At 71.5% G+C, this 24433-nt stretch carries 27 protein-coding genes and 1 tRNA gene; 15 read left to right on the forward strand and 13 right to left on the reverse strand.

Translation table 11 applies throughout. The features are described 5' to 3' along the window. Positions 1 to 139: 139 nt before the first annotated feature. Together ACL00U_RS08495 and ACL00U_RS08500 are read left to right on the forward strand one after the other, a co-directional pair. Positions 140 to 1285, forward strand: a complete 1146-nt coding sequence (locus ACL00U_RS08495; protein WP_412873284.1) for a hypothetical protein — start codon at positions 140 to 142, stop codon at positions 1283 to 1285. Between the two features lie 146 nt (positions 1286 to 1431). Continuing rightward, on the forward strand, positions 1432 to 2406 hold the full coding sequence (locus tag ACL00U_RS08500) for a DUF6891 domain-containing protein (RefSeq protein ID WP_262117543.1): 975 nt from the start codon (positions 1432 to 1434) through the stop codon (positions 2404 to 2406). Here ACL00U_RS08500 and ACL00U_RS08505 read toward each other — a convergent pair. Together ACL00U_RS08505 and ACL00U_RS08510 are read right to left on the reverse strand one after the other, a co-directional pair. Next, positions 2403 to 3392 carry a hypothetical protein gene (locus ACL00U_RS08505; protein ID WP_262117544.1) on the reverse strand — a complete coding sequence of 330 codons (990 nt, stop codon included), beginning with the start codon at positions 3390 to 3392 and terminating at the stop codon, positions 2403 to 2405. The two genes, ACL00U_RS08500 and ACL00U_RS08505, sit on opposite strands and share 4 nt — an antisense overlap. A 129-nt stretch (positions 3393 to 3521) precedes the next feature. Further along, the gene (locus ACL00U_RS08510; protein ID WP_139179665.1) at positions 3522 to 3983 is read right to left on the reverse strand and encodes a hypothetical protein; all 462 of its coding nucleotides are present in this window, start codon (positions 3981 to 3983) and stop codon (positions 3522 to 3524) included. 226 nt (positions 3984 to 4209) lie between these two features. On the opposite strand from ACL00U_RS08510, the gene ACL00U_RS08515 reads away from it, so the two are divergent. Next, entirely contained in the window at positions 4210 to 5394 is a 1185-nt protein-coding gene (locus ACL00U_RS08515) for an MFS transporter (RefSeq protein WP_412873285.1), read from the forward strand. 23 nt (positions 5395 to 5417) lie between these two features. Here ACL00U_RS08515 and ACL00U_RS08520 read toward each other — a convergent pair whose 3' ends face one another. After that, on the reverse strand, positions 5418 to 5813 hold the full coding sequence (locus ACL00U_RS08520) for a hypothetical protein (RefSeq protein WP_042537128.1): 396 nt from the start codon (positions 5811 to 5813) through the stop codon (positions 5418 to 5420). Positions 5814 to 6046: 233 nt separating this feature from the next. Between ACL00U_RS08520 and ACL00U_RS08525 the strand changes: the two genes are divergently transcribed. The 4 genes from ACL00U_RS08525 (at position 6047) to ACL00U_RS08540 (ending at position 8332) form a co-directional block, all read left to right on the forward strand. Further along, positions 6047 to 6184: a hypothetical protein gene (locus ACL00U_RS08525; RefSeq protein ID WP_156155266.1), complete on the forward strand. Its 138-nt coding sequence runs from the start codon at positions 6047 to 6049 to the stop codon at positions 6182 to 6184. Positions 6185 to 6217: 33 nt separating this feature from the next. Continuing rightward, entirely contained in the window at positions 6218 to 6481 is a 264-nt protein-coding gene (locus ACL00U_RS08530; protein ID WP_042537130.1) for a hypothetical protein, read from the forward strand. Positions 6482 to 6520: 39 nt separating this feature from the next. Next, positions 6521 to 7015, forward strand: coding sequence for a hypothetical protein (locus ACL00U_RS08535; protein ID WP_262117548.1), 495 nt, complete (start codon positions 6521 to 6523; stop codon positions 7013 to 7015). 264 nt (positions 7016 to 7279) lie between these two features. Next, a complete protein-coding gene (locus tag ACL00U_RS08540) occupies positions 7280 to 8332 on the forward strand; it encodes a BLUF domain-containing protein (RefSeq protein ID WP_214532431.1) in 1053 nt (350 codons plus the stop codon). Positions 8333 to 8335: 3 nt separating this feature from the next. On the opposite strand, the gene ACL00U_RS08545 is transcribed toward ACL00U_RS08540, so the two are convergent. The 6 genes from ACL00U_RS08545 to ACL00U_RS08570 form a co-directional block, all read right to left on the reverse strand. Further along, a complete protein-coding gene (locus tag ACL00U_RS08545; protein ID WP_262159830.1) occupies positions 8336 to 8833 on the reverse strand; it encodes a GNAT family N-acetyltransferase in 498 nt (165 codons plus the stop codon). Positions 8834 to 8849: 16 nt separating this feature from the next. Next, positions 8850 to 9152, reverse strand: coding sequence for a DUF4190 domain-containing protein (locus tag ACL00U_RS08550; RefSeq protein WP_017887409.1), 303 nt, complete (start codon positions 9150 to 9152; stop codon positions 8850 to 8852). A 35-nt stretch (positions 9153 to 9187) separates the two neighbouring features. Beyond that, positions 9188 to 9826, reverse strand: a complete 639-nt coding sequence (locus ACL00U_RS08555) for a DUF1345 domain-containing protein (protein WP_307359553.1) — start codon at positions 9824 to 9826, stop codon at positions 9188 to 9190. A 51-nt stretch (positions 9827 to 9877) separates the two neighbouring features. Next, positions 9878 to 11053, reverse strand: a complete 1176-nt coding sequence (locus ACL00U_RS08560; RefSeq protein ID WP_412873286.1) for a zinc-dependent alcohol dehydrogenase — start codon at positions 11051 to 11053, stop codon at positions 9878 to 9880. Next, positions 11050 to 11502, reverse strand: coding sequence for a hypothetical protein (locus tag ACL00U_RS08565; protein WP_156463747.1), 453 nt, complete (start codon positions 11500 to 11502; stop codon positions 11050 to 11052). Before ACL00U_RS08565 ends, ACL00U_RS08560 begins: the two co-directional genes overlap by 4 nt. A gap of 563 nt (positions 11503 to 12065) precedes the next feature. Further along, positions 12066 to 12251: a hypothetical protein gene (locus ACL00U_RS08570; RefSeq protein ID WP_139179664.1), complete on the reverse strand. Its 186-nt coding sequence runs from the start codon at positions 12249 to 12251 to the stop codon at positions 12066 to 12068. A gap of 96 nt (positions 12252 to 12347) precedes the next feature. Here ACL00U_RS08570 and ACL00U_RS08575 point away from each other — a divergent pair, with 96 nt between their 5' ends. Then, complete coding sequence (locus tag ACL00U_RS08575) at positions 12348 to 13730, forward strand: hypothetical protein (protein ID WP_412873287.1); 1383 nt, start codon at positions 12348 to 12350, stop codon at positions 13728 to 13730. Positions 13731 to 13750: 20 nt separating this feature from the next. Here the strand turns inward: ACL00U_RS08575 and ACL00U_RS08580 are convergent, their stop codons facing one another. After that, on the reverse strand, positions 13751 to 13957 hold the full coding sequence (locus tag ACL00U_RS08580) for a hypothetical protein (protein WP_017887403.1): 207 nt from the start codon (positions 13955 to 13957) through the stop codon (positions 13751 to 13753). A gap of 133 nt (positions 13958 to 14090) precedes the next feature. On the opposite strand from ACL00U_RS08580, the gene ACL00U_RS08585 reads away from it, so the two are divergent. After that, positions 14091 to 14162 (forward strand) — tRNA-Gly (locus tag ACL00U_RS08585). Between the two features lie 309 nt (positions 14163 to 14471). On the opposite strand, the gene ACL00U_RS08590 is transcribed toward ACL00U_RS08585, so the two are convergent. From ACL00U_RS08590 to ACL00U_RS08600, 3 genes are read right to left on the reverse strand one after another with little or no spacing between them, the layout of a single operon-like run. Further along, positions 14472 to 14741, reverse strand: coding sequence for a DUF6510 family protein (locus tag ACL00U_RS08590; protein ID WP_412873288.1), 270 nt, complete (start codon positions 14739 to 14741; stop codon positions 14472 to 14474). Beyond that, positions 14741 to 15532 carry a ferredoxin reductase gene (locus ACL00U_RS08595; protein WP_262159825.1) on the reverse strand — a complete coding sequence of 264 codons (792 nt, stop codon included), beginning with the start codon at positions 15530 to 15532 and terminating at the stop codon, positions 14741 to 14743. The genes ACL00U_RS08590 and ACL00U_RS08595 overlap by 1 nt, the downstream gene beginning before the upstream one ends. Next, entirely contained in the window at positions 15529 to 16122 is a 594-nt protein-coding gene (locus ACL00U_RS08600; protein WP_262159823.1) for a molybdopterin-dependent oxidoreductase, read from the reverse strand. Before ACL00U_RS08600 ends, ACL00U_RS08595 begins: the two co-directional genes overlap by 4 nt. 235 nt (positions 16123 to 16357) lie before the next feature. On the opposite strand from ACL00U_RS08600, the gene ACL00U_RS08605 reads away from it, so the two are divergent. Genes ACL00U_RS08605 through ACL00U_RS08630 form a run of 6 tightly spaced genes read left to right on the forward strand, consistent with a single transcriptional unit; the run spans position 16358 to position 24410 of the window. Further along, a complete protein-coding gene (locus ACL00U_RS08605) occupies positions 16358 to 17959 on the forward strand; it encodes an ABC transporter substrate-binding protein (protein ID WP_412873289.1) in 1602 nt (533 codons plus the stop codon). Further along, a complete protein-coding gene (locus tag ACL00U_RS08610; protein ID WP_159556298.1) occupies positions 17956 to 18984 on the forward strand; it encodes an ABC transporter permease in 1029 nt (342 codons plus the stop codon). The genes ACL00U_RS08605 and ACL00U_RS08610 overlap by 4 nt, the downstream gene beginning before the upstream one ends. Next, on the forward strand, positions 18981 to 19868 hold the full coding sequence (locus tag ACL00U_RS08615; RefSeq protein WP_017887397.1) for an ABC transporter permease: 888 nt from the start codon (positions 18981 to 18983) through the stop codon (positions 19866 to 19868). Before ACL00U_RS08610 ends, ACL00U_RS08615 begins: the two co-directional genes overlap by 4 nt. After that, complete coding sequence (locus ACL00U_RS08620) at positions 19865 to 21652, forward strand: dipeptide ABC transporter ATP-binding protein (RefSeq protein ID WP_412873290.1); 1788 nt, start codon at positions 19865 to 19867, stop codon at positions 21650 to 21652. The genes ACL00U_RS08615 and ACL00U_RS08620 overlap by 4 nt, the downstream gene beginning before the upstream one ends. Further along, positions 21649 to 23739 (forward strand): CocE/NonD family hydrolase, encoded by a 2091-nt coding sequence (locus ACL00U_RS08625; RefSeq protein ID WP_412873291.1) that lies wholly within the window; start codon positions 21649 to 21651, stop codon positions 23737 to 23739. The genes ACL00U_RS08620 and ACL00U_RS08625 overlap by 4 nt, the downstream gene beginning before the upstream one ends. After that, positions 23736 to 24410, forward strand: coding sequence for a TetR/AcrR family transcriptional regulator (locus ACL00U_RS08630; RefSeq protein WP_071250759.1), 675 nt, complete (start codon positions 23736 to 23738; stop codon positions 24408 to 24410). Before ACL00U_RS08625 ends, ACL00U_RS08630 begins: the two co-directional genes overlap by 4 nt. Positions 24411 to 24433 lie beyond the last annotated feature (23 nt).

The following is a 24433-nucleotide window of genomic DNA, read 5'->3' on the forward strand; positions in this document are numbered from 1 at the left end:
GGGGGAGCAGCATGAGCACGTACCGTCCACACCGACACCGTCCGTCCGCGGGTGTCCTCACCGGTGCAGACGCCGCCGCATCGTTCGTCGGCGTGGCAGTCTCCGCCGTCGTCTCGCGTCACACGCTCGGTCCCCGCCGTTGACAGCGGATCTGCCGCCGGACGTCATCATCGACACCAGCGCTGCTGCTGCGGTGCGCACCCCGCCGGGCCTGCGGGTGTTCGGCGCCGTGTACACACTCGTGTACACCCTCGGCGTCATCGCCTACATCGCCCTCTCCGTGTACTACGACGCGTTCGACTACCGCAGTCAGAGCCAGTCGTCCCTCCTCGCGGCCGTGTGGGTGCTCCCGTTCCCCATCGTCGCGCACCTGCTCCATTTCGTCCTGTACCGGAGCGGCCGCCAGCGCCGGCAGGCGATCGCTCGGCGAACCGCAACCCGGATCGTCTCCGAGGCAACTGGCGCCGGGTACCCACTCCTGGACGCCTGGCAGGTCGAGCGGATGCTCCTGGCGGAGGACAACGGCCCTGCCCCGTACACCGGGACAGGGAAGGAGCCCTACCAGTGCCTCCTGCGATGGGACCTCCCCACCGACGACCCGTCCTTCGTCGTCGCCGCCATCCGCAGCGGCACGCCGGAGAGCATCCGCCTCAGCGCCGCGTCGTCGTCGACCCGGAGTCACGACGCTGTCGCAGTACGTCGAACCCGAGCCGGTGTTCGGCTCCTCGGCGCGTACCGGTCGGGCCTCACCGCACCGTTGGTGTCCTCACGACTCGGCGGGCAGCCCAGCGTTCCCGACGGCTTCGACTGGCCGACGTGCGCTGAACACCACGAGCCGATGCAGTTCACCGCGCAGCTCGAGCACGACGGCAGCCTCATCCTCGTCTTCATCTGCCAGGCAGACCCGGGCTCCTGCCCGTCCTGGGACCCGTACGCCGGGTGCAACGCTGCCATCGTCGTCGGTGGACGCGACCTGCACCCGGCCGGACGGCCGGCATCATCGTCCGGCACCGCCGTGATGGCCGGTGCACCGTGGCTCCTCGGCGTGCATCAGGCAGCCGCGGACGACTACTCCGACGCGTTGGCCGAGGCGCGCGCCGACGGTGTCACCGTCGCCGGCCAGTGGGGCGGGAGACCGGCGTGGATCCAGAACGACGAGACTCCGGACGGATACCGGTTCGTCGCGATGCTCGACGAGGACCCCCTCGGCGTGAACTTCGGCGGCGGATCCGCGTACGTCTTCGCCGACGGCCACGGTCACGCGAAGGTCCTCACTCAGACGTAGACCGCGAACCGCAAGATTCCGCTCCGGTCGACCGTCTCGAGCCAGCGTCACCGGCCTGGCGGTGCAGGACCTCGAGCTGCTGCACCAGACTCCCGGACCGGTCCGCGTCCCGGCGGCGCGACACCAGCGCCGCATAGGATCCGTCCGTGGGGATCTTCGACAAGTGGCGGCGGCGGAAGCCGGACGACAGCATCGACCAGACCGACTCCGACATCCTCGACGAGGTCGAACCCGACGAGCAGATGATCGACGAAACGGTCACCGAGCAGATGCTGCCCGGGTTCCGCCGCTTCGACGACGTCGTCGAGACAGTCGTCGAATGGTACGAGGACGACGTACCGGACGTTGACGAGCTCCGCCGCACCGTCCTCGCGCGCACCCGGCTCATCTGGGATGCACGCCGGCAGGAGGAGGCAACCTGGGACTGGCGCAGCAGCCAGTACGACCGTCTCCAGTTCGCCTTCGCGGAGCTCGCCCGTGACGGCTTCGTCACCGGGATGAACCTCGGCGTCGACCAGAGCGACGGGTTCCTGGAAGCGCGTGACCGGCGAACACCGGACCAGACAGCGCCCGACGGACAGCGAGAGTGGGCGTACGTGTTCTTCCATGAGCAGGACACGGACGGGCTCGCCCTGGAACGGTGCGTTCTGCGCCTCGCGTACGGGTCGTTCCGCCCAGCGCCTGACATCGACCCCGACCTGGTCGCGAAGTCGATGCTCTCCACCCGCGGTGAAGCAGCCGTCAACGAACGCTCCCAGCTCACCGCAGGGGAACGGGTCGCCAGCGTCCTCTCCGACCGAGGACTCGACATCGACTGGGACGGCACCCCCAGCAAGCGCATCGGCGTCGTCATCGACCATTGGCGGAAACCGCTGCCGTTCACCGACCTGGACGAAGCCCGCGCGGTGGTCGCCGACGAACGCCTGCGGGTCCTCTGGCCCGGCGAGCGGGGAACCGCCGACGCGACAGCGCTTGACGAAGAGGGTGACCGCTGGCACGTCTGGGCAACCGACGAGAAAGCCGGCGCCTGGTCCGACGGCTCCTGGCACGACGACGTCGGCGACGCACTCGACCGGTTCATCAGCACCGCCCGGTCGACCCAGCGACGTCCGCTGCGCTAGCTTCGGCGAGCTCGACCAGCAGCACGCCCCCACATCGCAGCAACGCTGACGAGGACGACTGCTCCAGCGATGGTCGCCCACAGCATGCTGTCGGAGAACATGCCGACGATGAGCCACGTCACGACTGCGAACGTCACCGCGATCGCCACCATCCAGTGCCACGGCCACACGTTCGCCTGCGCTCGGGCCTTCCGAGCTGCGGCCAAGGCCGCGACCTGCCAGAGGTCCTCACCATGGATCCCGTAGCGGCCGGCCCACTGCCGCTCGTTGATCCACGAAGGTCTCGGCACCCGAGGCGTCTCCGCCTGACGGTCGACGCGCGCATCCTGCGGAGCCGATGATGCCGCCCGGCTCGGAGCCGGCAACGGCGCCGGTTCGTCACGCGGCAACGAAGACCCGCCGTACATCCATTCACCACCGAGCAGGAACGACCGGCCTGGCTCGTCTGCTGTCGCTGCCCGGTGGAAGTCGGACACCCGACCCTCAGCGGTCCGTCGAGGGTCGTCCCATTGGTCCGCGTCAGCGAGGACGTCGGCGACGTACCGGCTGAGTTCCGTTTCATCGCCCCACGACGCCGTGACCAGCTCGTCGAGCCGCAGTCGGATGACGGGGTTCGTCGTCCGCTCCGCCACCGAGGTGACATCCGAGAGGAACCGGTTCGCGGGCTCAGCGAACTCCGGCCACACGGCGACCACCGCTGGCAGCCGCGTTCGGAACGCCTCAGCAGCGGTGGGCCAGGGCACGACGACATCGGTGAGGCCCGGGCTCTCGTCTTCACCAGCTGCAAGCGCTGCGAGGAGCCGGCCAGCGTGCGCTGCAAACCAGGGTTCGGGAACGAGCCCCATCCACAGGAACGGCAGGAGCCACTGCACTTCCCACTCACCGGTGACCGCATCCAGGTCGACCTCGCCGGCGCGGACAGCCGGATCGGCGCCCACCATCGGCGACGAAGCGGCCAGCACGTTCAGCGTCACGGAGTTCCCCACGAACCGACCCTATCGACCGGTCGGACGTGGCCGTCGCCACCTCAGACGAACTCGAGTACATCCCCCGGCACCGGCGCCGACACCCCTCTTTCCCGTTGACAGTCCCGACGGGCGCTGGTCGTGGTCCGGCTAGGCCCCGGCGTCGTCGACGACGTCCGCTGCTGTCGGCTCTGCCGTCGTCCTGGTGCGGTCGAGCCGCCACCGTGCGATCGCCGCGGCGATGCCGGCGGCTACGGACGCGATGAGCGGCCACGTCGAGAGGTCGTCCCCATCGTTCATGACGAGGAAGAGCGCGAGGCAGGCTGCCGCGAGCGCGCCGGCGAGCAGGGAGTGTGCGATGGCATGGACGAGGCGGCTCCGGACTCGCATCAGGGCTCGACTGAGTCCGTGGGAGAAGGGGATGGAGGCGATGCCGCCGATGGCTGCTCCGATGCCGGTGAAGATGAGCGAGGCCGGCACGAAGAGGGAGAGGGCGATGGGGTTCCACCACGCGACGGCGATGACGGTGGCGACCGGCGCGGTGAGGAGCGTCATCCACAACCAGCTCTTGACGATGAGCTCGGTGGTCTCTGCGGAAGTCCACTGTTTCATGCCACCCATCATGCGTCGCGGTCGCTGACGATTCGTCAACGCCATGTCGATCGAGGCCGAACAGTGAGGGTTTCGACACGCTTGATCCGAGGCTGCACCACCCCGTGGACACCGCAGACACACCGGCGAAGGGATGGCCGATCGTGGACGAGGCAGAGCGTCACGCAGTCACGAGGAATGATCGTGAGCGTTGGCGGTCCGGCCCGTGGTCGGCCAAGGTGAGCACGTGACCGCCCCGTCGACGACCACTGTCCCTTGGCTCGCGCCGCTGTACGCCGCGGGCTTCGTGACCGCCTTCGGGGCAAACAGCATCGCCGCAGCGGTCGGCGGCGAGCACCTCGAACTCGGTCTGACGCTGGCGTGGCTCGGGCTCTTCCTGGCGCTCTACGACGTCGCCGAACTCGTCCTCAAGCCGGTCTTCGGCGCACTGTCCGACCGCATCGGGCCGCGACCGGTGATCGTCGGCGGACTCGTCGTGTTCGCAGCGGCCTCACTCATCGGCGTCTTCGGGACCGGACCGTTCTGGCTCGGCCTCGCGCGTCTGCTGCAGGGTGCCGGCGCCTCCGCGTTCTCACCGGCATCGTCCGCCGCGGTCGCCCGTCTCGTGCCGGCGAACCGTCGGGGGACGTACTTCGGTCGGTACGGCTCGTGGAAGGGTCTCGGCTACGCCGGGGGACCGGTCATCGGTGCACTCGTGGTGCAGTTCGGCAGCACGCAGTGGCTCTTCGGGATCCTCGTCGTGATGGCCCTGGTGACCGCGGTGGCGGTGTTCGTCGCCGTCGAGCCGATCGTGCCCCTGCCCCGGCAGCGGGCCACGCTCGCCGTGATGGTCCGAGCGGCCACGGACCGCCAGTTCCTGATCCCGGTCGTCGTGCTGGCCGTCGGCAGCGCTGCGATCGGCGCGCTGACCGGGATGCTCCCGGCGCTCGGCACCGAGGCCGGCATCCCGCTCCTGGTGTCGACGCTCGCGGTCGCCGTCCTCGCCGTGACGTCGTCGCTCGTGCAGCCCGTCGCCGGTCGACTGCACGACGCCGGGGGCCTCGGTACCGGGGTCGCGGGTGTGGCCGGGACGGCCGCGGTTGCCGCGGCCTTCCTGGTGGTCGCCGTGGCACCCTCGGTGGTGGCCGTCTTCATCGCGGCCCTGCTCGCCGGGGCCGGTGTCGCCACGCTGACGCCCGTCGCGTTCGCGCACCTCGCCGGGACGACTCCGCCGGATCGGTTCGGTCGCACCATGGGCTCCGCGGAGCTCGGGCGCGAGACCGGGGACGCCGTCGGACCGCTCGTCGTCGGTGGTGTCGGCAGCGCGATCGGGCTGCCGTTCGGGTTCGCGGCCTTCGCGGTGGTGGCGCTGGTCGGGACGCTCGTGGCATCGCGGTTGCCGTCGAAGACCGACTCGGCACAGGACGCGTAGGGATCGACGAACCCCATCGGGAGCTACGCGTAGGGGTCAGCGGACACCGTCCCGTACGCATTCGTCCGACGTCGACGATCGCGGTGGGCAGCGCCCCAGCGAGCCACTGCGAGCGCGAGCAGCGCGGCGGACACCCCGGCGAGCAGCCACAACCACGCGTCGTCGTCCTCGATGAGCAGCCGCAGGGCCAGCACCCCGAGCGGTGCCGCGACCAGGATCCGTCGGAGCTCGCGCCAGGACGGCTTCCACAGCGTGGTGAGACCCTTCTTCCACCGACCGACCACGACGTACGCGATCACACATCCCGGGATGCAGAGGCCGAGCCAGTTCACGATCGCCTCGACCCCGTCGTCGTAGAACGGATGCGCCACTTCGCGGAGGACGCCGCCAGCAGCAGCAGCGACGAGCAGCACCCACATGCGCGCTTCCCAGCGGCGAGGGTGCCACCAGGGCGTGCGCCACAACGGCACTCGCTCGCGGACCACCGGCATCGCGGCTCCTCCCCGGTCGGGCGTCCAGCCTATGCGCGACGACGATCGACGACGGGCCCGAGAGTCTGCCGTCCCTGGCGGGGGCACGGCCTTCCGCGTACGGTGTGACGGGAAGAGTCCGACACCGCAGGTCGGTCCGACGAGGGGGCACCATGAGGATCTTGAGCATCGTGGCACGGGGGCTCGGAGCGTTGCTCACGACGGTCGCGAAGACGATCGGCGGGATGCTGGGCGCGAAGCCGTACATCGATTCCCACGCGGCCGAGCTCCTGCCGCGTCGTGAGGACTACCGCCCCTAGGGGCTCGCACCAGGCCACTGGTTGGATGGTCGCATGACCAACGCCCCCGGAACGGCTCCGCACCGGGGCTCGGTCATCTTGCTCTCGGTGTTGGTGATCGCCTCGTGGACGGCCGCCGTCGTGGTGCCGTTGCTCACGCTTCGGCTGCTCCTGGGTGTCGGTGCGCCGCACGACCGGCTGGTGACGATCGGGTTCGCGTCGTTCCTGACCTTCGCCTTACTCGCAGCCGGACTGACCGTGGGACTGGTCATCCTCCGCCGATCGCGCATGGCCGGAGTGCGTCAGCCGTCACCGTAGGATCGTCGCGCCGGATCCGGCACGACGGGGGAGCACCTGATGGAACAGCGCACCGAACAGCGCACGCGACCGCGGGTCGTCACGGTCGCCGTGGCGCTCTGGTGGGTTTCCGTCGTCATCAGCCTCGCGGCCGCGGCGCCCGGCATCGTCGTGTCCATGCGCGAAGCCGGCGGCGCGATCATCGGGGCGTCGCTCGGGCTCCTCTTCGTCCTCGCCTGGTCGGCACTGTTCCTGTGGCTTGCGACGCTGATGGGACGAGGCTCCGGGAACGCGCGACTCTGGCTCGCGATCATCGCCGGGCTGACCGCCTGCAGCGCGGTGATCACCATCGCCACCGACGGCATGGACCGGAGCCTCGTCGACGCCGTCTGCATCGTCGTCGCGGCGGTGCTCAGCTACCTGCCGAGCGCACGACCGTTCTTCCCGCGGGCTGCACGGCGTCCTCGAGCAGCCGAACCCCGCACGGTCGGATGGGACCCGACGACGGGTGACCGCATCGTCGAGACGCCTGGAACAGGCGACCGCGCAACCTGACATGCGCCACGTGCGCCACGTGCGCCACGAGCGACCGCCCGAGAACGAGCGTTCCCCGTAGTGGGGGTACCGCCGAGGACCGTCGGATGGTTCCATTCAGAGGTCGGCATCCTCCGGGTGCCGGACAGCCACGGACCGTCTTGCGTCGCAGTGAAGGTGGTCGCCGCTGGTTACGGTGACCACGAGGTGCCGTCGAGTCGATTCGGGTTCGACACGGCGGCGCCTCCCACACACCGGGGGACCGTCCGACCAGGAAGCAGCACCATGCGATCGCTCGTCTACACCAGCACCCAGACCCGTCCGATCACGGATTCCGAACTCGCCCAGATCCTGGCGGTCGGCCGCGAGAAGAACACACGACTCGGTGTCACGGGCATGCTCGCGCACCGCGACGACAACTGCATCGGGATCATCGAGGGCGAGGACGACGTCGTCCGGCAGCGCTTCGACCAGGTCCAGGCCGACCCGCGGCACACGAACGTCCGGGTGCTGCTCGACGAGCCGATCGCCCGGCGCTCGTTCCCGGACTGGTCGATGGCGTTCCAGTCGCTCGACCCGCTGATGCAGGACGTTCCCGGGTTCAGCGACCTGTTCACCGCCGGTCGTCCGACCGACCCTGCGTTCGGGGCGTCCCGCGCACGTGCGCTGCTGGACTGGTTCCGGAAGCACCCGCTGGCACCGCTGACGAACCAGAACGCCGCGGACGAGGAAGTCCCGCGCACCCGGGCGATCAACGGCGCGATCGCCGTCCTGCACGACGGTGGACTCTCACGCTTCTCGCTCGGGGACGTCGCGTCTCGGTCGGGGATGGGGCAGGCGGAGATCCTCGAGCTGTTCCCGTCCGAGCCCGCGCTGCTCGCTGCCGCCGTGATGCGGTGGACCCGGGCAGTGTCGGCCCCGCTGCTCCCGCTCGCCGGCGAAAAGGGGACGGTGGCGTTCCTGCACGCGCTGCTCGCGGCCCACGCCGAGGATCCGGCCCTCATGCGCTTGATCGCCGCCACGCTGGCCGTCTCCACCGACCCGTCCACCGACGGTGCCGACTACTACCGGTCGGCCTACCTGCAGTTCCGCGAGACGGTCCGGACCGCGCTGCAGCGAGACGTCCACGCCGGCCGTGAGCCCGCGACCATGGACCCGATCCGCGGCGCGCAGCAGCTCGTCGCACTGTTCGACGGGCTCCGCCTGCAGGCGCTCCTGACGCCGGACACCGACGTCGTCGACGCCTTCGACCGCGCCGCCGCCCGGATGCGGCGCGGTTGGTCCGAGCAGTACGAGGCCGACACCGTCTGGGACCTGTCGGCTCCCGTGGCGGACTGATCCTCAGCGCGCCAGCCGGACCGTCAGCGGGATCGGTCCGAACGCCGATTCCGCGCCGTCGGGCGTGAAGCCGTTCCGCTGGTAGAAGGCGTGTGCCCGAGGGTTGTCCGCGGCCACCCACAGCGACGCCGGACGATCGGCGAGCAGGTCGTCGAGCAGCGCCTGGCCGGTGCCGGTTCCGTGCGCGCGGGCGAGGACGTACAGCATCGTCAGTTCCTCGGGTGGGGCGGCCTCGGGTCCGGGCGTCGGCTGCACGGCAGCGAAGCCGATGACGCCGGTGTCGTCGAGCGCAACACGCACGCCCCGGCACGTCGAGGGGTCGGCGAGCATCGACCGCCACATGTCGTTCCGCCGACCCACGTCGAACCACGGGTTCGTGTCCGGATCGTCGACGAACCGGCCGTACGTCTCACGCCACGAGGCCGCGTGCACGTGGGCGATCGCCCCGGCATCGTGGACCGTCGCCGATCGGATGGGCATCGCGCCGTCGTGGTTCCCCATGCCGGAAGGCTAGCGATCAGAGCCGCAGGTCCAGGTCGAGGATCCCCGCGCCGCCGAGGAACAGCGGCACGATGATCCCGAACAACGTCAGCGTCGCCCCGATCAGGATCGCCGCGAACGCGATGCCGTCACCCCGCTCACCGGTCAGCCGCACGTCGCGCCGCGCGATGAACCCGACGACGAGACCGCCGATCGGCGCGACGAACGCGAGAGCGATCGCCACCACCGCAAGCAGGCTGAGGGGCGGTAGCGGCACGGCTGCCGATGCGGGGAACCCTGCGGCGTTCGGCGCGGTCTGGTCAGGAGCGAGGTCGGTCACGTCGGTCAGCCTAGGGTCGACGAGGATCCCTCCGCTCACCCCTGACCGAGGTTCGTCACCAGGTTGATGGCCACCGCGATGAGCGCCGTTCCGAAGAAGTACGACAGCAGCGCGTGCGGCAACGCCTTCCGCCGGGTCTCACTGTCGTCCGGCTCGACCTCTGGTGCCGCGTACGACATGCCGATCGTGAAGGCGAAGTAGGCGAAGTCGCTGGAGGTCGGTCGCCCGTCCTGCTTGACGTCGAACCCGCCGCCCCGGTGGTCGAGGAAGAAGGTCCGGGCGTACTTCAGGGCGTAGACCGTGTTGACCAACGCCCACGCGACCATCGTGCCGAGCACACCCAGGATGACCGCCGCGACCGAAGCCGGATCTCGCGCCTGGCTGGCTTCGCTCAGCGCCAGCACAACGGCGGCGAGACTCGCGAAACAGGCCACGATGATCGCGTTGTCACTGACCCGTGTCTCGGACTCCTCGCGGGCGAGACGCTCGGTGCCGTCGGCGTCCTGGCGCCAGCACTTGTGCCAGACCTGGACCAGCGCGATCAGGCCGGCCGTGCACCAGGCCGCGAGCGGCCCGAGGGACGGAGTCCCGGTGAGGGTCAACGCGACCCCGACCAGGACCCCGATCCCCACGGTGACGAGCGCCCGGCGCGTGGAGAGAATCCGATCGTTCATCGTCGTGCCCTCATGATCGTTCCTTCCTCCGCTCCGTTGCGTGGTCGGTCATCACATGCCGGGGGTGAAGACGGCGCGGACGCAACCGTCGTCCTTGTTCTTGAACATCTCGTACCCGCGCGGCCCTTGCGACAGTGGCATCACGTGCGTGGCGAGGTGCTCGGTGCTGAGCTCTCCCGCGGCGATGCGGTCGAGGATCATCGGGATGTAGCGGTGCCCGTGCTGCTGGGCGCCGCGGACCGTCATGCCCTTGTTCATGATCGCGCCGAACGGGAACTTGTCGACGAGCCCACCGAAGACCCCGAGCGAGAACAGGCTGCCGCCCTTCCGGCAGGCGTAGATCGCCTCGCGCAGGGCGGTCGGCCGGTCGGTCTGCAACCGAAGCTGCTGCTTGGCCTGGTCGGACAGGTACAGCGGTCCGGTACCGTGCGCTTCCATGCCGACGGCCTCGATGCAGACGTCGGGACCCCGACCGCCGGTGCGTTCCTTGAGTTCCGGGAGCACGGCGTCGCTCGTGTAGTCGAGCATCTCGGCACCGATGTGCTCGCGCACCTGTCGCAGCCGTTCGGGCAGGCGGTCGATCACGATCACCTGCTCGACGCCGAGGAGCATCGCCGCACGAGCGGCCATCTGGCCCACACCTCCGGCGCCCCACACTGCGACGGTGTCACCCGGGGTGATCCCGGCCAGGTCGGCTCCGGTCCACCCGGTGGGTGCGGCATCGGAGGCGAACAGGGCGGCCGTGTCGGACACGCCGTCGGGGACCGTGAACGCCCCCTGATCGGCGTAGGGCACGCGGACGTACTCGGCGTGGCTGCCCGCGAACCCGCCGAGCGCGTGGCTGTAGGCGAAGCATCCGCCGATCGACGATCCCCACATCGCCTCGGTCAAGCCCGGGTTCGGGTTGCCGTCGTCGCAGAGTGAGAACTGCCCGTGGGTGCAGTACCAGCACTGCCCGCAGGCGATGAACGAGCAGACGACGACCCGGTCGCCCACCTTGTGCTTCGTGACGGCCGATCCCGTCTCGACGACCTCGCCCATGAACTCGTGCCCCAGGACGTCACCGGATCGCATGGTCGGGATGTACCCGCCGAGCAGGTGCAGGTCCGACCCGCAGGTGGTGCTCAGACGCACCTTCAGGATCACGTCGTGATCGTTGAGGATCTTCGGGTCCTCCACCGTCTCCACCGCGGTCTCGTTGACCCCGGTCCAACAGAGCGCCTTCACAGCACACCCTCCTCGTTGCTCCGTCTCGTCGCCACGTCCACCAACGCGCCGGTGGGTGTGGCCTTCCGTCGGCCGTGGGGGACCGGATCCACCCGGAGCACCTCGCCGACCTCGATGAGTTGCTTCGCCTCGCGCAGCGCGGCCCGCAACCGGCCTCGTGCATCCGGGGCGCCGCCTCGGAACCGGGCACGGAGCTCGGTGCCGCGATCGCCGGGCGCGGGACGGGCCTCCACCTCGACGTCCTGCCCGAACGCCGTGAGCGGCGCGGGGACTCGTCCGCCTGGCAGCACCGCGTCCCGACCGCGGTTCACCGTGACCGCGTGCCAGCCGGAACGCGGTTCGGCCAGCACCTTCCGTGCGGGCCCGGGTGCGCCGCGTCGGCGGCGCGAGACCACGATGCCGACAGCAGCCGTCACCATCGCAGCGGCGGCGAGGTTCCGGGCCCTCATCGTGGTGTCCCAGCGAAGAGTCGGTCAGCAGCGGGCGCGTTCGCGCCCCACCGCCGGGGGTTCGTGTGTTCCATCGCGGCCTCCTTGAGTCGCATCGGTGCGGATCACGGGACGGGAGCGACGACCGCGCGATCGTGCCGGTCGGGTCGCGGAGTCGCTCCTGTCGATCCACGATGAGCGTGGCCTCCCTGGCGCCGTCCCGGGATTGTCCGTGATGCGCTGACCGTTCAACGGCGGGGATGTCGGTCGCCGGTGAAGGCCGCGGCTCCCGGTTATCGACGCGCCCGTCGCGGTGGCCGACGAGGTCGCGGTGTTCGTCGCGAAGCGCGCCGAACGCGCCGAGCGCGCCGAGCGCTCCGGGCTGACGACCGACCGATCGGAGTGCTGTGGCAGGTGACGGCAGCGAGACGGACGGGAGGCCCGGTTCCAGCCGGCACCGGGCCTCCCGTCCGTCCCGGGGTCGCGTCGCAGAGCCGCACCGTCAGTGCCCGACGCTGCCCGCGCTCGCTCAGGGTCCTCGGACGCTTCAGTCGTGCCGGTACTCGTACGTCGGGTCGGGGCGTTCACGATCCCCGACCCGGAAGCCGAGGCTCCTGCCGCCGCAGGACGATGGTGCTGCCCCCGTCCGGCGTCAGGGTCCAGGTCCCGACCGGGTCGGCCATCGGCTCGAAGAACGACGAAGAACAGCCCGTCGCCGTGAGCAGCGTCGCCGCAGCGAGCACTGCGGCCGTCGGCAACGTGGTGCGCATCGCCCCCCTCGCCAGCCCCCGACGGCGAGGCTGCGGGTCGATGCCGCTGGTCGCCGTCCGCGTGGCGCTGCCGATCGCACCGGTACCGTTGCATCCGTGAACGACGACCCCGATGCCGCCATCGCCCAGCACGTCCACGACGCCTGGGACGGTTCCCTGCGCGTGGTGCACATCACGATCTCGGACGAGGACGGTGACGCCTACCCCGGGCAGGACGTCGACCGGTGGGTGATCGACGTCCGCGTCCCGATCACCGACGACGACGAGACCGAGGCGGTCTCCGTCGCCGAGGTCACCGCGTTCACGAGCCGGGCGCCGGAGTCGCTCGAGGCGCTGGTGCTCGGCTACCAGGTCTCCGACGTCGCCGGGGCGTTCGCCTCTGCCGTCGCTGCGCAGGACGCGACGGGGGAGACGTTCTTCTCGCTGCAGACCCACGCAGCCGAGATGCTCGGCAAGCCCGACCTGCTCGCCGTCGACCGGCTCACGGTCCGCCCGGCGTACCGGCAGCTGCCCGGACTGGTGCCGGCGATCGTCGACGCCGTCCGCCACGGACCGGCCGGCCGCACCGCATCGTGGGTGCTCGCCGACCCGACGGCGTGGGACGTGCCGTTCGGCGAGGACGACCGGTCGGCCGGTGCGTTCGTCCAGTGGGCGGACACCGTGGTGTTCACGTCGATGAACGCGGCGCCGGACGACCTGGAACGCCTGTCGCTGGTGCCACCGGCCGGGGGCATCGTGATGGGGTCCCGGGCGGACGAGGTGCACCTCGGCGACGCCATCGACCATGCGATGACGCAGCCGGCGATCGCGGTGCCCTTCGACCTGCCACCGAAGCTCCCCGCCAGCATCTGGGCCGCCGCGCCCGAGGACGTCCACGGCGTGCACCCCGACGAGACCACGGGGTCGATCACGGTCGAGACCCACGACGAACAGCTCGAGGTCGTCGGTTCGCCGGGCACCGCACCGCAGCTCGTGGGGATCTCGGCATCGGCCGACCCCGCGACCCAGGAGTGGCTCCGCACCGTGCACCAGCGCTGGTGGCAGTACGAGCCGGACCTGCACGCCCGCATCCACGACGTCGTCGACGAGTACCTGTCCACCGGGCACATCGAGTCGGCGTCGGACGAGCTCGCCGGGCACCTGCACGCCCCCGACCTGCCGCCGTACCGGACGGAGTGGCCGGGCACCGGCACCGTCCTGCTCGAGGAACTCGGCGAGGACACCGAACCCATCGTCTTCGACGCCGTACTCGAGGACGGGACCCGGCACGAGCACATTGGCGTGGTCGTCGTGCACGAGTCCGGACACGTCCGCGCGTTCCTGCACGACGAGTGGGAGCCCGGGTTCCCGGCGGCGGAGGCCGCGGTCGCGCACCTCATCAGCCTGGGTGCCGGCGAGTTCTTCGCGGACGCCCTGCACGACGAGCTGTCAGCGGGTGTCGAGCACGCGATCCTGACGGGCGACGTCCGCGGTCACTGACCGGGCCGCCCTGGGTCGGTTCAGACCGGGCGGTAGATCGCGATCGGCGGGGTGTCGTCGGTGCCGGCGTCGTGGGCGTCACCCGTGGCGAGCCAGGTGCGGCCCTCGTGCTCGATCGTGGTCGGCAGGTCGCCGTGCACCAGGATCCGGATGGCGGGGGCGTCGCCGTCGACCAGGTCGACGCCGTGGGCCTCGGTCCCGCCCGGGTTGTCGTGCACGTAGCTCATGGTCTGATCGAACTCCGTCGACCTGACGGACCGCCCGCGCCGCGCCGGACACGCCGGGAACCAGGGTGGAACCGGTGATGCCGCCCGTCATCGGGTAGAGTCATCTCCGCACGGCCAGCACGGCGTGTGGAATGCGGATGTGGCGCAGTGGTAGCGCATCACCTTGCCAAGGTGAGGGTCGCGAGTTCGAATCTCGTCATCCGCTCAGAACAGGAAGACCGGAACCCCCGTCGCTCGGAAGAGCGGCGGGGGTTCCGTCGTCGCGGGGCGGCGCAGCACCGAAGGCGGGCGGGATCACCGTGGCCGAAGGCGTGGGGGCCCAGTGGGCGCAGGCTTCGGGCACCCGCGCCCACCGGGCGCGGAGGCGACCCTGCCCCCACCGGCACGCACCGGGTGGGTGGCCCGGCGCAGTTCCGAGGATGTATCCGGAGCCGACCCCCGTTCGGGTGGGGACCGGATCCAGGGTTGCGGGAACCCGCAAGAACCCCGCACGACCCGCCGCGCGAGCCTTGTGCTACTCGATGCCGTCCGGTAGCGACGCCGACATCGTGCGAGCACCGGGCAACCCCACCCACCGCCGGGCACCGGACTCGACGACCGTGACGAGCACCGCGTCGCACCCGCGGCAGCGCGCCACCGCCCCCATCGCGGTGCGGTGGACGGTGGTCTGCCCGAGCACCCCGAGCGACCCGCACCCGGCGCAGCGCAGGGCGACCACGGTCGGCTCGGGCCCCAGACTGTCGGCCAGCATCCCCGCCAGCGCGTTGCCGTCCACGACGACCATCAGTTGCCCCCGAACCGTTCGGCGCGGACGTCACCGGTGTCGTGCCCGAGCTCGGTGAGCCAGCGCAGCACCTGCTCGACGAACGGCGTCGACCCGCACACGTAGACCAGGGCACCCGCGTCCGGCGGGAACACCGCCGCAGCGAGCGCGTCCCGCGTCAGCCGTCCGGCCGGCACGGTCGAGCCTGGAGGCGCGCTGCGGCTGTAGACGTGGGTCACCTCGAGCGGTGCCCGGCTCGTGAGCGCCTGGTCGAGTTCCGTGCGGAAGAACACGTCGTCCGGTGTGCGGACGGCTGCGAGGAGCCGGAAGGGCGCCGGGTCGTCCGCCTCGGCGTGGGCGGTCACCATCGCGACGAGCGGCACGATGCCGGAGCCGCCGGCGATGAGCTGCACGGGCCTGGTGGACTCGCCCGGCCGCCAGACGAACCAGCCGCCCAGGGGTCCGTGGACATCGAGCGCGTCGCCGACCTCGACGGCGTCGACGAGGAACGGGGAGACCTCGCCGCCGTCCACGCGGTCGACCGCGAGCACGACATCGGTCGTGGGGCCGGCCGACGCGATGGAGTACGAGCGCTGGGCCTGGTAGCCGTCCTCGGCGGTCAGCCGCAGGTCCAGGTGCTGCCCGGGGTCGTTGCCCGGCCAGGTGGGGACGTCGAGGACGATCCGGCGCGCGTTCGTCGTCTCGCGGACGACGGACGCGACGGTGGCGGCGTGCCAGGCCGGCCGCCTGCGTGCGGCGGGTCGCGTGGCGGGGGTGATCCGTGCCTCCAGGCCGGTGTCGGGGAGCGTCACCAGTACCGCTCTTCCTTCCACGGGTCGCCGTGCAGGTTGTAGCCCGCGTTCTCCCAGAAGCCGGGCTCGTCGTCGGACTGCATGACGATGCCGCGTACCCACTTGGCGCTCTTCCAGAAGTACAGGTGGGGGACCAGCAGGCGGGCCGGCCCGCCGTGCTCGGGCGTCAGGGGCGCACCGTCGGCCTCGAACGCGATCCAGGACTTGCCGTCGAGCAGCTCGTCGAGCGGCACGTTGGTCGTGTAGCCGCCGTGGCTGTGCACCATGCAGTAGTCGAGTTCGGTCTCGACCTCCGCGAACAGGCGGTCCAGCGGGACGCCCCGCCACGGCATGTCGAGCTTGGTCCAGTGCGTGACGCAGTGGATGTCGACGGTGACGTCCTCGACGCCGAGCGCGTGCACCTCGTCCCAGGTCCACTGGTGCAGGCCGGACTCGGTGCGGATCGAGAAGGCCCAGTCGGTCGGCTCGATGTCGGGCGTCGCGCCGGCGGACAGGACGGGCCAGTCACGGACCAGGGTCTGCCCGGGCGGGATGCGGGTGTCGTCGCGGTCGGCACGGCGACCGCCGAACCCGCGGGTGAACGTGGCCATGGTCCTCCTCGGGGACGTCGGTGCGTTCCCGATCATGCCGCGTGCCGGAGCGCGCCGTGTAACGGGTTGGTAAACGTTCCACCCGTGCACGGAACGGTCGTCCTCGGGGGCGGATCCGCACCGGTCCGCCGTTCCCGGCGCCCCTGGTCCCGCGTCGACCGCCGGGAGCGGGCTTGGGGGATCGGCCGGGGACCTCTATCGTTCACCGGAACGATTACAGGAGGGGTCACCCCGAATGCAGCCCATCGTCCCCGAACCCCGAGGAGCCCACGGTCCGAGCCGTCGGGCGCTCATCACCGGCGCCGCCGGTCTGGCCGGCCTCGGCCTGCTCACGCTCGCCGGGTGCAGCTCCGGCGCGTCCGCCGGCACCCCCACGATCCCCGAGACCGCAGCCACCGGTGTCGCACGCCGCGGCGGGCGCCTGCGCATCGCCCGGCCGGCGGCCTCGGCCGCCGAGACCCTCGACTCCGCCAGCTCGCTGTCGGCCTACGAGTACCTCGGTGCGCTGTACAACCGGCTCGTCAAGCTCGACCAGCAGGGCACACCGGTGCCGGACCTGGCCGAGGAGTGGTCCGCGAACGCCGACGGCACCGAGTGGACCTTCGCGCTCCGCCGGGGCGTGGTCTTCCACGACGGGTCCCGGTTCACCGCCGACGACGCCATCGCGAGCATCCGGCACATCCTCGACGAGAAGACCGGCAGCCCGCAGGCCGGGGTGCTCGGCGAGGTCATGGACGCCGACTCGATGCGCGCCGTCGACCCGTACACGCTCCGCTTCTCGCTGACGAAGCCGAACGCCGAGTTCCCCTCGCTGCTCACCGCGTACCAGTGCTACATCGTGCCGGCAGACGCCGTCGCCGACATCGGCCGCACCGGGATCGGGACGGGGCCGTTCCGGCTGTCGTCCTTCACCCCGGCCGGCGCGGGCAGCGTCGAGGCCTTCGCGGACCACTTCGCCGGCCGCCCGGCACTCGACGGCATCGACTTCTACTCGATCCAGGACACCACGGCGCGGGTGAACGCCCTGCTCGCCGGGCAGATCGACCTCATCTCGCAGACGAACCTGGACTTCGCGACCGCCCGGGTGGTGTCGGCGTCCGGCCGGGCCACCGTCGCCCGGTCGAAGAACGCCCAGTGGTACACGATCCCGATGCTCGCCACGAGCGACGAGTTCCGCGACCCACGGGTGCGGCAGGCGATGAAGCTCGCCTACGACCCCCGGAAGATCGTCGACACCGCGCTGCAGGGGACCGGTTCGGCGGGCTGGGACAACCCCGTGCCGCCGCAGCTCGCCGCGTTCGTCGACGACCACCGCGAGTACGACCCGGACAAGGCCCGGGCGCTGCTCAAGCAGGCCGGGCGTGCGGACTTCCGCGCCGAGATCTACACGTCGAGCTACGAGTCGGTGTTCACCCCGATGGCCGTGGCCTACCGCGACGCTGTCGCCGACGCGGGCATCCGCCTGACCGTCCGCAACGCGAGCTCCGACTCGTACTACACGCAGATCTGGATGCAGAAGCCGCTCATGGTGAGCTACTGGTTCACGGGGCGGCCGATCGACCAGCTGCTCAACCAGATCTTCCGCTCGGGCTCGTCGTACAACGAGAGCGCGTGGTCGAACGAGACCTTCGACGGGCTGCTCGACGACGCCCGAGCCGAGATGGACAACGCCAAGCGGCTCACCCTGTACCAGGACGCCCAGCGGCTCGTCGTCGAGCAGGGAGCGGACATGACGCCGATGTTCGGCGACCGGCTCGTGGGGTTGTCCCGCGACGTCGTGAACTACTCGGAGTACGGCTTCGAGTTCGACTACCTGCGGATCGGACTGCGCCGATGACGACCACGAACACACCGTCGGACGTCCTCGTCCCCGTCCTCCGCCGCGTCGGCATCGCCCTGCTGACCGTGGTGCTCGCCTCGCTCTTCGTGTTCCTGGCGGTGCAGGCCCTCCCCGGTGACGTCGCCCAGCAGCTGCTCGGCCAGAACGCCACCCCCGACGCCGTCAAGCAACTCCGCGAGACGCTCGGCCTCGACCAGAACGTCTGGCTCCGCTACCTGCAGTGGCTCGGCGGCGCCGTGCACGGCGACTTCGGCACCTCGCTCGTCAGCGGCGAACCGGTCGCCCCGACCCTGTTCACGGCGTTCCGGAACAGCATGCTCATCGCCGTGCCCGCGATGCTCGTCGGCGTCACGGTGTCCCTGACGCTCGGTGTCGTCGCCGGTGTCCGCCGCGGCCGTCCGAGCGACAGGGTCATCTCGATCGTCAGCCTGGTCGTGATGAGCGTGCCGGAGTTCATGGTCGCCACCGTCCTGGTGCTGCTGTTCGCGATCGGCCTGCCGGTCTTCCCCGCCGTCGTGCTGCGGGGGAGCGACGCCACCGTCGCCGAGCTGCTGCCCACGATCTGGCTGCCGATCATCGTGCTGACGCTCGCGATGGCCGCCTACATCGTGCGGACGGCCCGCTCGTCGACCATCGACGTGATGGCGTCGGAGTTCGTCACGACGGCCGAGCTCAAGGGCCTGACCATGCGCCGAGTGGTCTGGAAGCACGCGGTGCCGAGCGCCCTGCTGCCGACACTCAACGTCGTCGCGCTCAACGTCGCGTGGCTGCTCGGCGGTGTCGTGGTGGTCGAGAACGTCTTCAACTACCCGGGCATGGGCAAGCTCATGCTCGAGTCGGTGTTCAACCGCGACCTGCCCACGATCGAGGCGATCGCCCTGCTGAGCGCCCTGATCTACGTCGTGTGCAACCTGGCCGCCGACCTCGTCGCGCTCGCACTCGACCCGAAGCTGCGGACCCGCCAGCGGCGCCCGCGCACGCGCACCCGCAGCGCCCGCAGCACCAGGAAGGCCGCCGCATGACCGCCACCGCACCCCGCCGCCGCACCGGACGCGACGTCCTCGCCGGCGCGCTCGCACCCCTGCGCGGGTCGACGGCGCTGAGCATCGGGCTCGGCCTCATCGCCCTGCACGTCGTCCTCGCCCTGCTCGCACCGGTCATCGCCGGGCACGACCCGGTCGCCACGAACGCCGGCGACGTGCTCGCCGGTCCGACGTGGACGCACTGGCTCGGCACCGACCAGTACGGGCGCGACGTGCTCTCCCGCACCCTGAACGGCGGCCGGTACGCGCTGTCGGTGACGTTCCTCGCCACCACGATCGCCGTCGCGGTCGGCACCGTGCTCGGCTGCGTCACGGCGTACGCCGACAACTGGTTCGACGAGGTCGTCATGCGCGTCGTCGACGCCCTGCTCAGTGTGCCGTCGATCCTGGCGCTCCTGGTCGTCGTCACGGTGTTCGACGCCGGCCTGTGGGTCATCGTCCTCGCCGTCACCGTCGTCTACGCCCCCGCGGTGACCCGGGTCGTCCGCGGCGCCGCCCGCACCGTGATCACCCAGGACTACGTCACCGCGGCACGTGCCCGGGGCGAGCGATCGCTGTCGATCGTGTTCCGCGAGATCCTGCCGAACGTGCTCGACGTCGTGCTCGTCGAGTACGCGATGCGGGCCTCGTGGATCGTGCTGCTCGTCGCGTCGCTGTCCTTCCTGGGCTTCGGCGCGAACCCCCCGACCCCGGACTGGGGCCTGATGGTGCAGGAGAACCGCACCGCGCTCACCGTGGTGCCGCTCGGCACCCTCGCCCCGATCGTGGCACTCGCCACGCTGGTGATCGGACTGAACCTCGCGGCCGACGGCCTGAGCAAGTCGCTCGGTGTCGACCGCGCCAAGCAGGGAGTCAGCGCATGACCCGCACCGACACCGGTTCGACGTCCGCAGCGACAGCGACCGTGCCCGACGCGATCGTCCGCGTGGACGACCTGTCCATCTCGTACGCCGCCGGCAAGCGACGCGTCTCCGTCGTCCGGGGAGTCTCGTTCGTGATCGAGGCCGGTCGCACCCTGGGCCTGGTCGGCGAGTCCGGCAGCGGCAAGTCCACCGTCGCGCGGACGCTGCTCGCGCACCTGCGGGCCGGGTCGGCGATCGACGGCGGGACGGTCCGCGTCGACGGCGCCGACGTGTTCGCCCTGTCGCCGGCCGGCCGCCGGGCGCTCCGCGGCGGCACCGCCTCGGTCGTCGCCCAGAACGCCGGCCAGGCGCTCACCCCGTCGATGCGCGTCGGGGAGCAGATCCGCGAAGCCCTCCGCGCGCACGGCGAGCCCGACGGGCCCGAACGCGTCGCCGAGCTGGTCCGGCTGGTCCGGCTGCCGGACCCCGACGCGATCGTCCGCCGGTACCCGCACCAGCTGTCCGGTGGGCAGCAGCAGCGCATCGCCATCGCGATGGCCGTCGCCGCCCGGCCGCGCGTGCTCGTCCTCGACGAACCGACCACCGCCCTCGACGTCGTCACGCAGGCTGCGGTCCTCGACCTGGTCGCCGACCTCGGCGAGCAGCTCGGCATGGCCGTCCTGCTCGTCAGCCACGACCTCGGGGTCGTGTCCGCCATGGCGGACGAGATCGCCGTGATGCGCGACGGCGAGGTCGTCGAGCACGCCGCCACGGCGGCGCTCTTCGCCGCGCCGCAGCACGACTACACGCGCGCCCTGCTGGCCGCGGTGCCGGACGGGCGACGGCCGGGAGGAGCGGGCCACGTGCCCGACGACGCGACCGTCCCGGGGACGGTCGGCTCCACGGCGACCCGCACCGCGCCTCCCGAGCGTGCAGCCCGCCCCGTGGTGACCGCGGACGACCTGGTGATCCGCTACGGCCGCGGCCTGCCGGCCGCCGTCGACGGCGTCTCGTTCACGATCGCCGCGCACGAGACGCTCGCCGTCGTCGGCGAGTCCGGCAGCGGCAAGTCGACACTGGCAACGGCGCTGGCCGGGCTGGTGCCCGCCGAGTCGGGGACCTTCACCTACGACGACGGCACGACCCACGGCGACCTGCGCGTGCCGATCGCCGGTCGTACGGCCGACCTGCGGCGCGCGGTGCAGCTCGTGTTCCAGAACGCGGACACGTCGCTCAACCCGCGGCGCACCGTGGGCGCCGCGATCGCACGGCCACTCCGGTTGTTCAGCGGCTCGTCCTCTCGAGAGCGGGTCGGGACGCTCCTGACGCAGGTCGGGCTCGGGCCGGAGTTCGCCGACCGACTGCCCGCGCAGCTGTCCGGCGGGCAGCGGCAGCGCGTCGGGATCGCGCGCGCACTGGCAGCGGAGCCGTCGCTCGTGATCGCCGACGAGATCACCACCGCGCTCGACGTGCAGGTGCAGGCGGGGATCCTCGCGCTGCTGGCCGACCTGCAGCGCGAGCGGGGCCTCGCCTGCCTGTTCATCAGCCACGACCTCGCCGTGGTGCGGGGCGTGGCGGACCGGGTCGCGGTGATGACCGGTGGCCGGATCGTCGAGATCGGACCGACCGAGCGGGTGTTCACCGGCCCGAACCACCCGTACACGTCGACGTTGCTCGCGGCGACGCTCGAACCCGGCAGCACGACCCTGCCCGACGTCGGTGACGGCGTGCCGCGCTGGCGGCACGCCGACGGCTGGACCGACCACGGCGACGGACACCGCACCCGCAACTGGGAGGACGCATGACCACCGACGACGGCACCCACCACGGCACCGCCGCCGCCACCTTCACCGCCATCGGCGACCCCGGCTCGCTGCCCGCGGGCGTGACGGTCCGCGACGAGTGGATCCCGATGCCCGACGGCGTGCGGCTGCACGCCCGGATCTGGGCGCCGGCGCAGTCGCAGCCCGGGGCGCCGAGCGACCCGACCCCGGTGCTGCTCGAGTACCTGCCGTACCGGCTCGACGACTGGACCGCGCCGCGCGACTCGGAGCGGCACCCCTGGTACGCCCAGCACGGGTACGCCTCGGTCCGCGTGGACATCCGCGGGACCGGCTCGTCCGACGGGTTCTTCGACGACGAGTACAGCGAGCAGGAGCTGCTCGACGGCGAGTCCGTGATCGCGTGGCTCGCTGAGCAACCCTGGTCGACCGGTGCGGTCGGCATGTTCGGCATCTCGTGGGGCGGCTTCAACGCGCTGCAGCTCGCGGCCCGGGCACCCGCCGCGCTCAAAGCCATCGTGACCGTCTGCTCGACCGACGACCGGTACGACAACGACGTGCACTACGTCGGCGGCGCCGTGCTCGGCATCGACATGGCGGCCTGGGGTGCGACGATGTTCGCCTTCAACTCTCGCCCGCCCCGGCCCGAGGTCGTCGGCTCCGGCTGGGTCGACCGCTGGCGGGAACGGCTCGAGGCGAACCGACCGATGACGCCGGTGTGGCTGGCGCACCAGGAGCGCGACGACTACTGGCGGCACGGCAGCGCGGCCGAGGACTACGACGGCATCCGCGCCGCGGTGCTCGCCGTCGGTGGCTGGGCGGACCCCTACCGGGACGCCGTGCTCCGGCTCGTCGACCACGTCAGCGCCCCCGTGAAGGGCATCGTCGGCCCGTGGTCGCACCAGTACCCGGACCGTGGGCTGGCGCCGGGTCCGTCGATCGGGTTCCTGCAGGAGACCCTGCGCTGGTGGGACCGCTGGCTGCTCGGGGTGGACACCGGTGTCGAGGACGACCCCGCGCTGCGGGCCTGGATCAACGAGGGCGAGGCCCCCGCGCCGTACTACGCCGGTCGCCGCGGTCGCTGGATCGGTGCCGAGGCATGGCCCTCCGCCGCGACCCACGAGCGCGTCCTGCCCCTCGCCGCACTCCGGGGCGGGGACCTCGGGCCCGTCGTCGTGCGGTCCCCGCAGCACACCGGGATGGACGCAGGCCGGTTCTTCCCGTTCGGCAACGCCACCGACCTGCCGCCGGACCAGCGCGCCGAGGACGGCCGGTCGGTCACGTTCGACCTGCCCGTCGGCAAGGCGTTCGACCTGCTCGGCAACGTGCTCGTGCGGTTGTCGGTCACGAGCGACCAGCCCCGGGCCACCCTGACCGTCCGGCTCTGCGACGTCGCCCCGGACGGCTCGTCGACGCTCGTCACCCGCGGGGTGCTGAACGCCGCGAAACGCGACGGCATGGACCGCGACGACGTGCTCGTGCCCGGGACGCCGGCCGAGCTGCCCGTGCGCCTGGTCTCGACCGGCCACCGGTTCGCCGCCGGACACCGGCTGCGCATCGCCGTCTCGTCGTCCTACTGGCCGTGGGTGTGGCCGCACGGCGTCGAGGCCACGGTGACGATCGACCCGACCGCCTCGAGCGTCACCCTGCCCACCTGGACCCGGACGACCGACGACGGCGTGGCCTTCGCCGAGCCCGAACGGTCCGAGCCCCTGGTGATCGAGCGCGTCGCCCCCGCCGATCCGCTGCCGCAGCGCACGGTGACGCACGACGTGGAGACGGGGGAGTGGACGCTCGACGTCGACCCCGGGTACGGCGGCGGGCGCGTCTACCCGGACGGCCTGGTGTTCACCGAGGACGCCCGTGAGACCTACCGGATCCGCTCCGACGACCCGACCAGCGCACGGGCGAGTTCCCGCTGGGCGATCGGGCTGATGAAGCCCGCGTGGGCCGCGCGCCTCGAGACCACGTCCGAGGTCACCGCCGACGCCGACGCCTTCCACGTCGTCAACGCCGTGCGCGCCTGGGCCCGCGACGGCGGACCCGACGAACCCGAGGTGCTCGTCACCGAGCGCACCTTCGTCGACGACGTGCCGAGGACCTCGGCGTGACCGCGGCAGCACGGGTCCGGCAGCGGCCGGAGGTCCGACGCGCGATGATCGTCGAGGCCGCCCGCGCGGTGATCGTCCGGAACGGCGTCGGTGCCACGGGACTCCGGGACATCGCGGCCGAGGCAGGGGTCTCGGTCGGCACCGTGACGTACCACTTCGGCAGTGTGGCGGAGATCCTCAACGAGGTCGTGGTGCTCGAGACGGAGCGCTTCTACGGCGCGATCGTCACGGCCGTCGACGCCGAACCCGACGTGCTGGTGGGACTCCGGATGCTCGTGGCGCCGCTGTTCGGCGACACCGAGCAGGTCCGGCAGCACTGGCGGATCTGGTCCGACTACTGGACCGCGGTGGTGCGTCGGCCCGAGGTCGCCGCCGAGTACGCCGAACGGATCCGCGTCTGGGAGGCCTGCCTGGTGCGGGTCATCCGGCGCGGGGTGGACGCCGGCGTGTTCGGGGGCGCGCGCGACAGCACGGGCAGCGCCGACCCGGTCGACGCCGACACCGTCGCGCTGCAGCTCGCCGCGTACAGCGACGGCGTCGCGACGCAGATCGCCCAGGGCGTGCCTGGCCTCACCAACACGGTCGCCCTGTCGTGGATGTGGCGGTTCCTGTCGCACGAACTCGGTGTGCCCGCTGTGGACATCGCCGGAACCGGCCGTTCCCCCTTGTGATGAGGTAAGGCTTCCCTTACCGT

It is taken from the genome of Curtobacterium poinsettiae, assembly GCF_047226435.1.
Taxonomy (GTDB): Bacteria; Actinomycetota; Actinomycetes; order Actinomycetales; family Microbacteriaceae; genus Curtobacterium; species Curtobacterium poinsettiae.

Excerpts from the sequence above, each read along its gene's own strand:
- ACL00U_RS08625 (WP_412873291.1), top strand. The coding sequence starts at position 21,649 with ATGACCACCGACGACGGCACCCACCACGGCACCGCCGCCGCCACCTTC.
- ACL00U_RS08540 (WP_214532431.1), top strand. The coding sequence starts at position 7,280 with ATGCGATCGCTCGTCTACACCAGCACCCAGACCCGTCCGATCACGGAT.
- ACL00U_RS08555 (WP_307359553.1), bottom strand. The coding sequence starts at position 9,826 with ATGAACGATCGGATTCTCTCCACGCGCCGGGCGCTCGTCACCGTGGGG.
- ACL00U_RS08590 (WP_412873288.1), bottom strand. The coding sequence starts at position 14,741 with ATGGTCGTCGTGGACGGCAACGCGCTGGCGGGGATGCTGGCCGACAGT.
- ACL00U_RS08600 (WP_262159823.1), bottom strand. The coding sequence starts at position 16,122 with ATGGCCACGTTCACCCGCGGGTTCGGCGGTCGCCGTGCCGACCGCGAC.
- ACL00U_RS08615 (WP_017887397.1), top strand. The coding sequence starts at position 18,981 with ATGACCGCCACCGCACCCCGCCGCCGCACCGGACGCGACGTCCTCGCC.
- ACL00U_RS08545 (WP_262159830.1), bottom strand. The coding sequence starts at position 8,833 with ATGGGGAACCACGACGGCGCGATGCCCATCCGATCGGCGACGGTCCAC.
- ACL00U_RS08520 (WP_042537128.1), bottom strand. The coding sequence starts at position 5,813 with ATGTGGGTGCTGCTCGTCGCTGCTGCTGCTGGCGGCGTCCTCCGCGAA.
- ACL00U_RS08620 (WP_412873290.1), top strand. The coding sequence starts at position 19,865 with ATGACCCGCACCGACACCGGTTCGACGTCCGCAGCGACAGCGACCGTG.
- ACL00U_RS08510 (WP_139179665.1), bottom strand. The coding sequence starts at position 3,983 with ATGAAACAGTGGACTTCCGCAGAGACCACCGAGCTCATCGTCAAGAGC.
- ACL00U_RS08565 (WP_156463747.1), bottom strand. The coding sequence starts at position 11,502 with ATGAGGGCCCGGAACCTCGCCGCCGCTGCGATGGTGACGGCTGCTGTC.
- ACL00U_RS08535 (WP_262117548.1), top strand. The coding sequence starts at position 6,521 with ATGGAACAGCGCACCGAACAGCGCACGCGACCGCGGGTCGTCACGGTC.
- ACL00U_RS08570 (WP_139179664.1), bottom strand. The coding sequence starts at position 12,251 with ATGCGCACCACGTTGCCGACGGCCGCAGTGCTCGCTGCGGCGACGCTG.
- ACL00U_RS08580 (WP_017887403.1), bottom strand. The coding sequence starts at position 13,957 with ATGAGCTACGTGCACGACAACCCGGGCGGGACCGAGGCCCACGGCGTC.
- ACL00U_RS08610 (WP_159556298.1), top strand. The coding sequence starts at position 17,956 with ATGACGACCACGAACACACCGTCGGACGTCCTCGTCCCCGTCCTCCGC.
- ACL00U_RS08605 (WP_412873289.1), top strand. The coding sequence starts at position 16,358 with ATGCAGCCCATCGTCCCCGAACCCCGAGGAGCCCACGGTCCGAGCCGT.
- ACL00U_RS08530 (WP_042537130.1), top strand. The coding sequence starts at position 6,218 with ATGACCAACGCCCCCGGAACGGCTCCGCACCGGGGCTCGGTCATCTTG.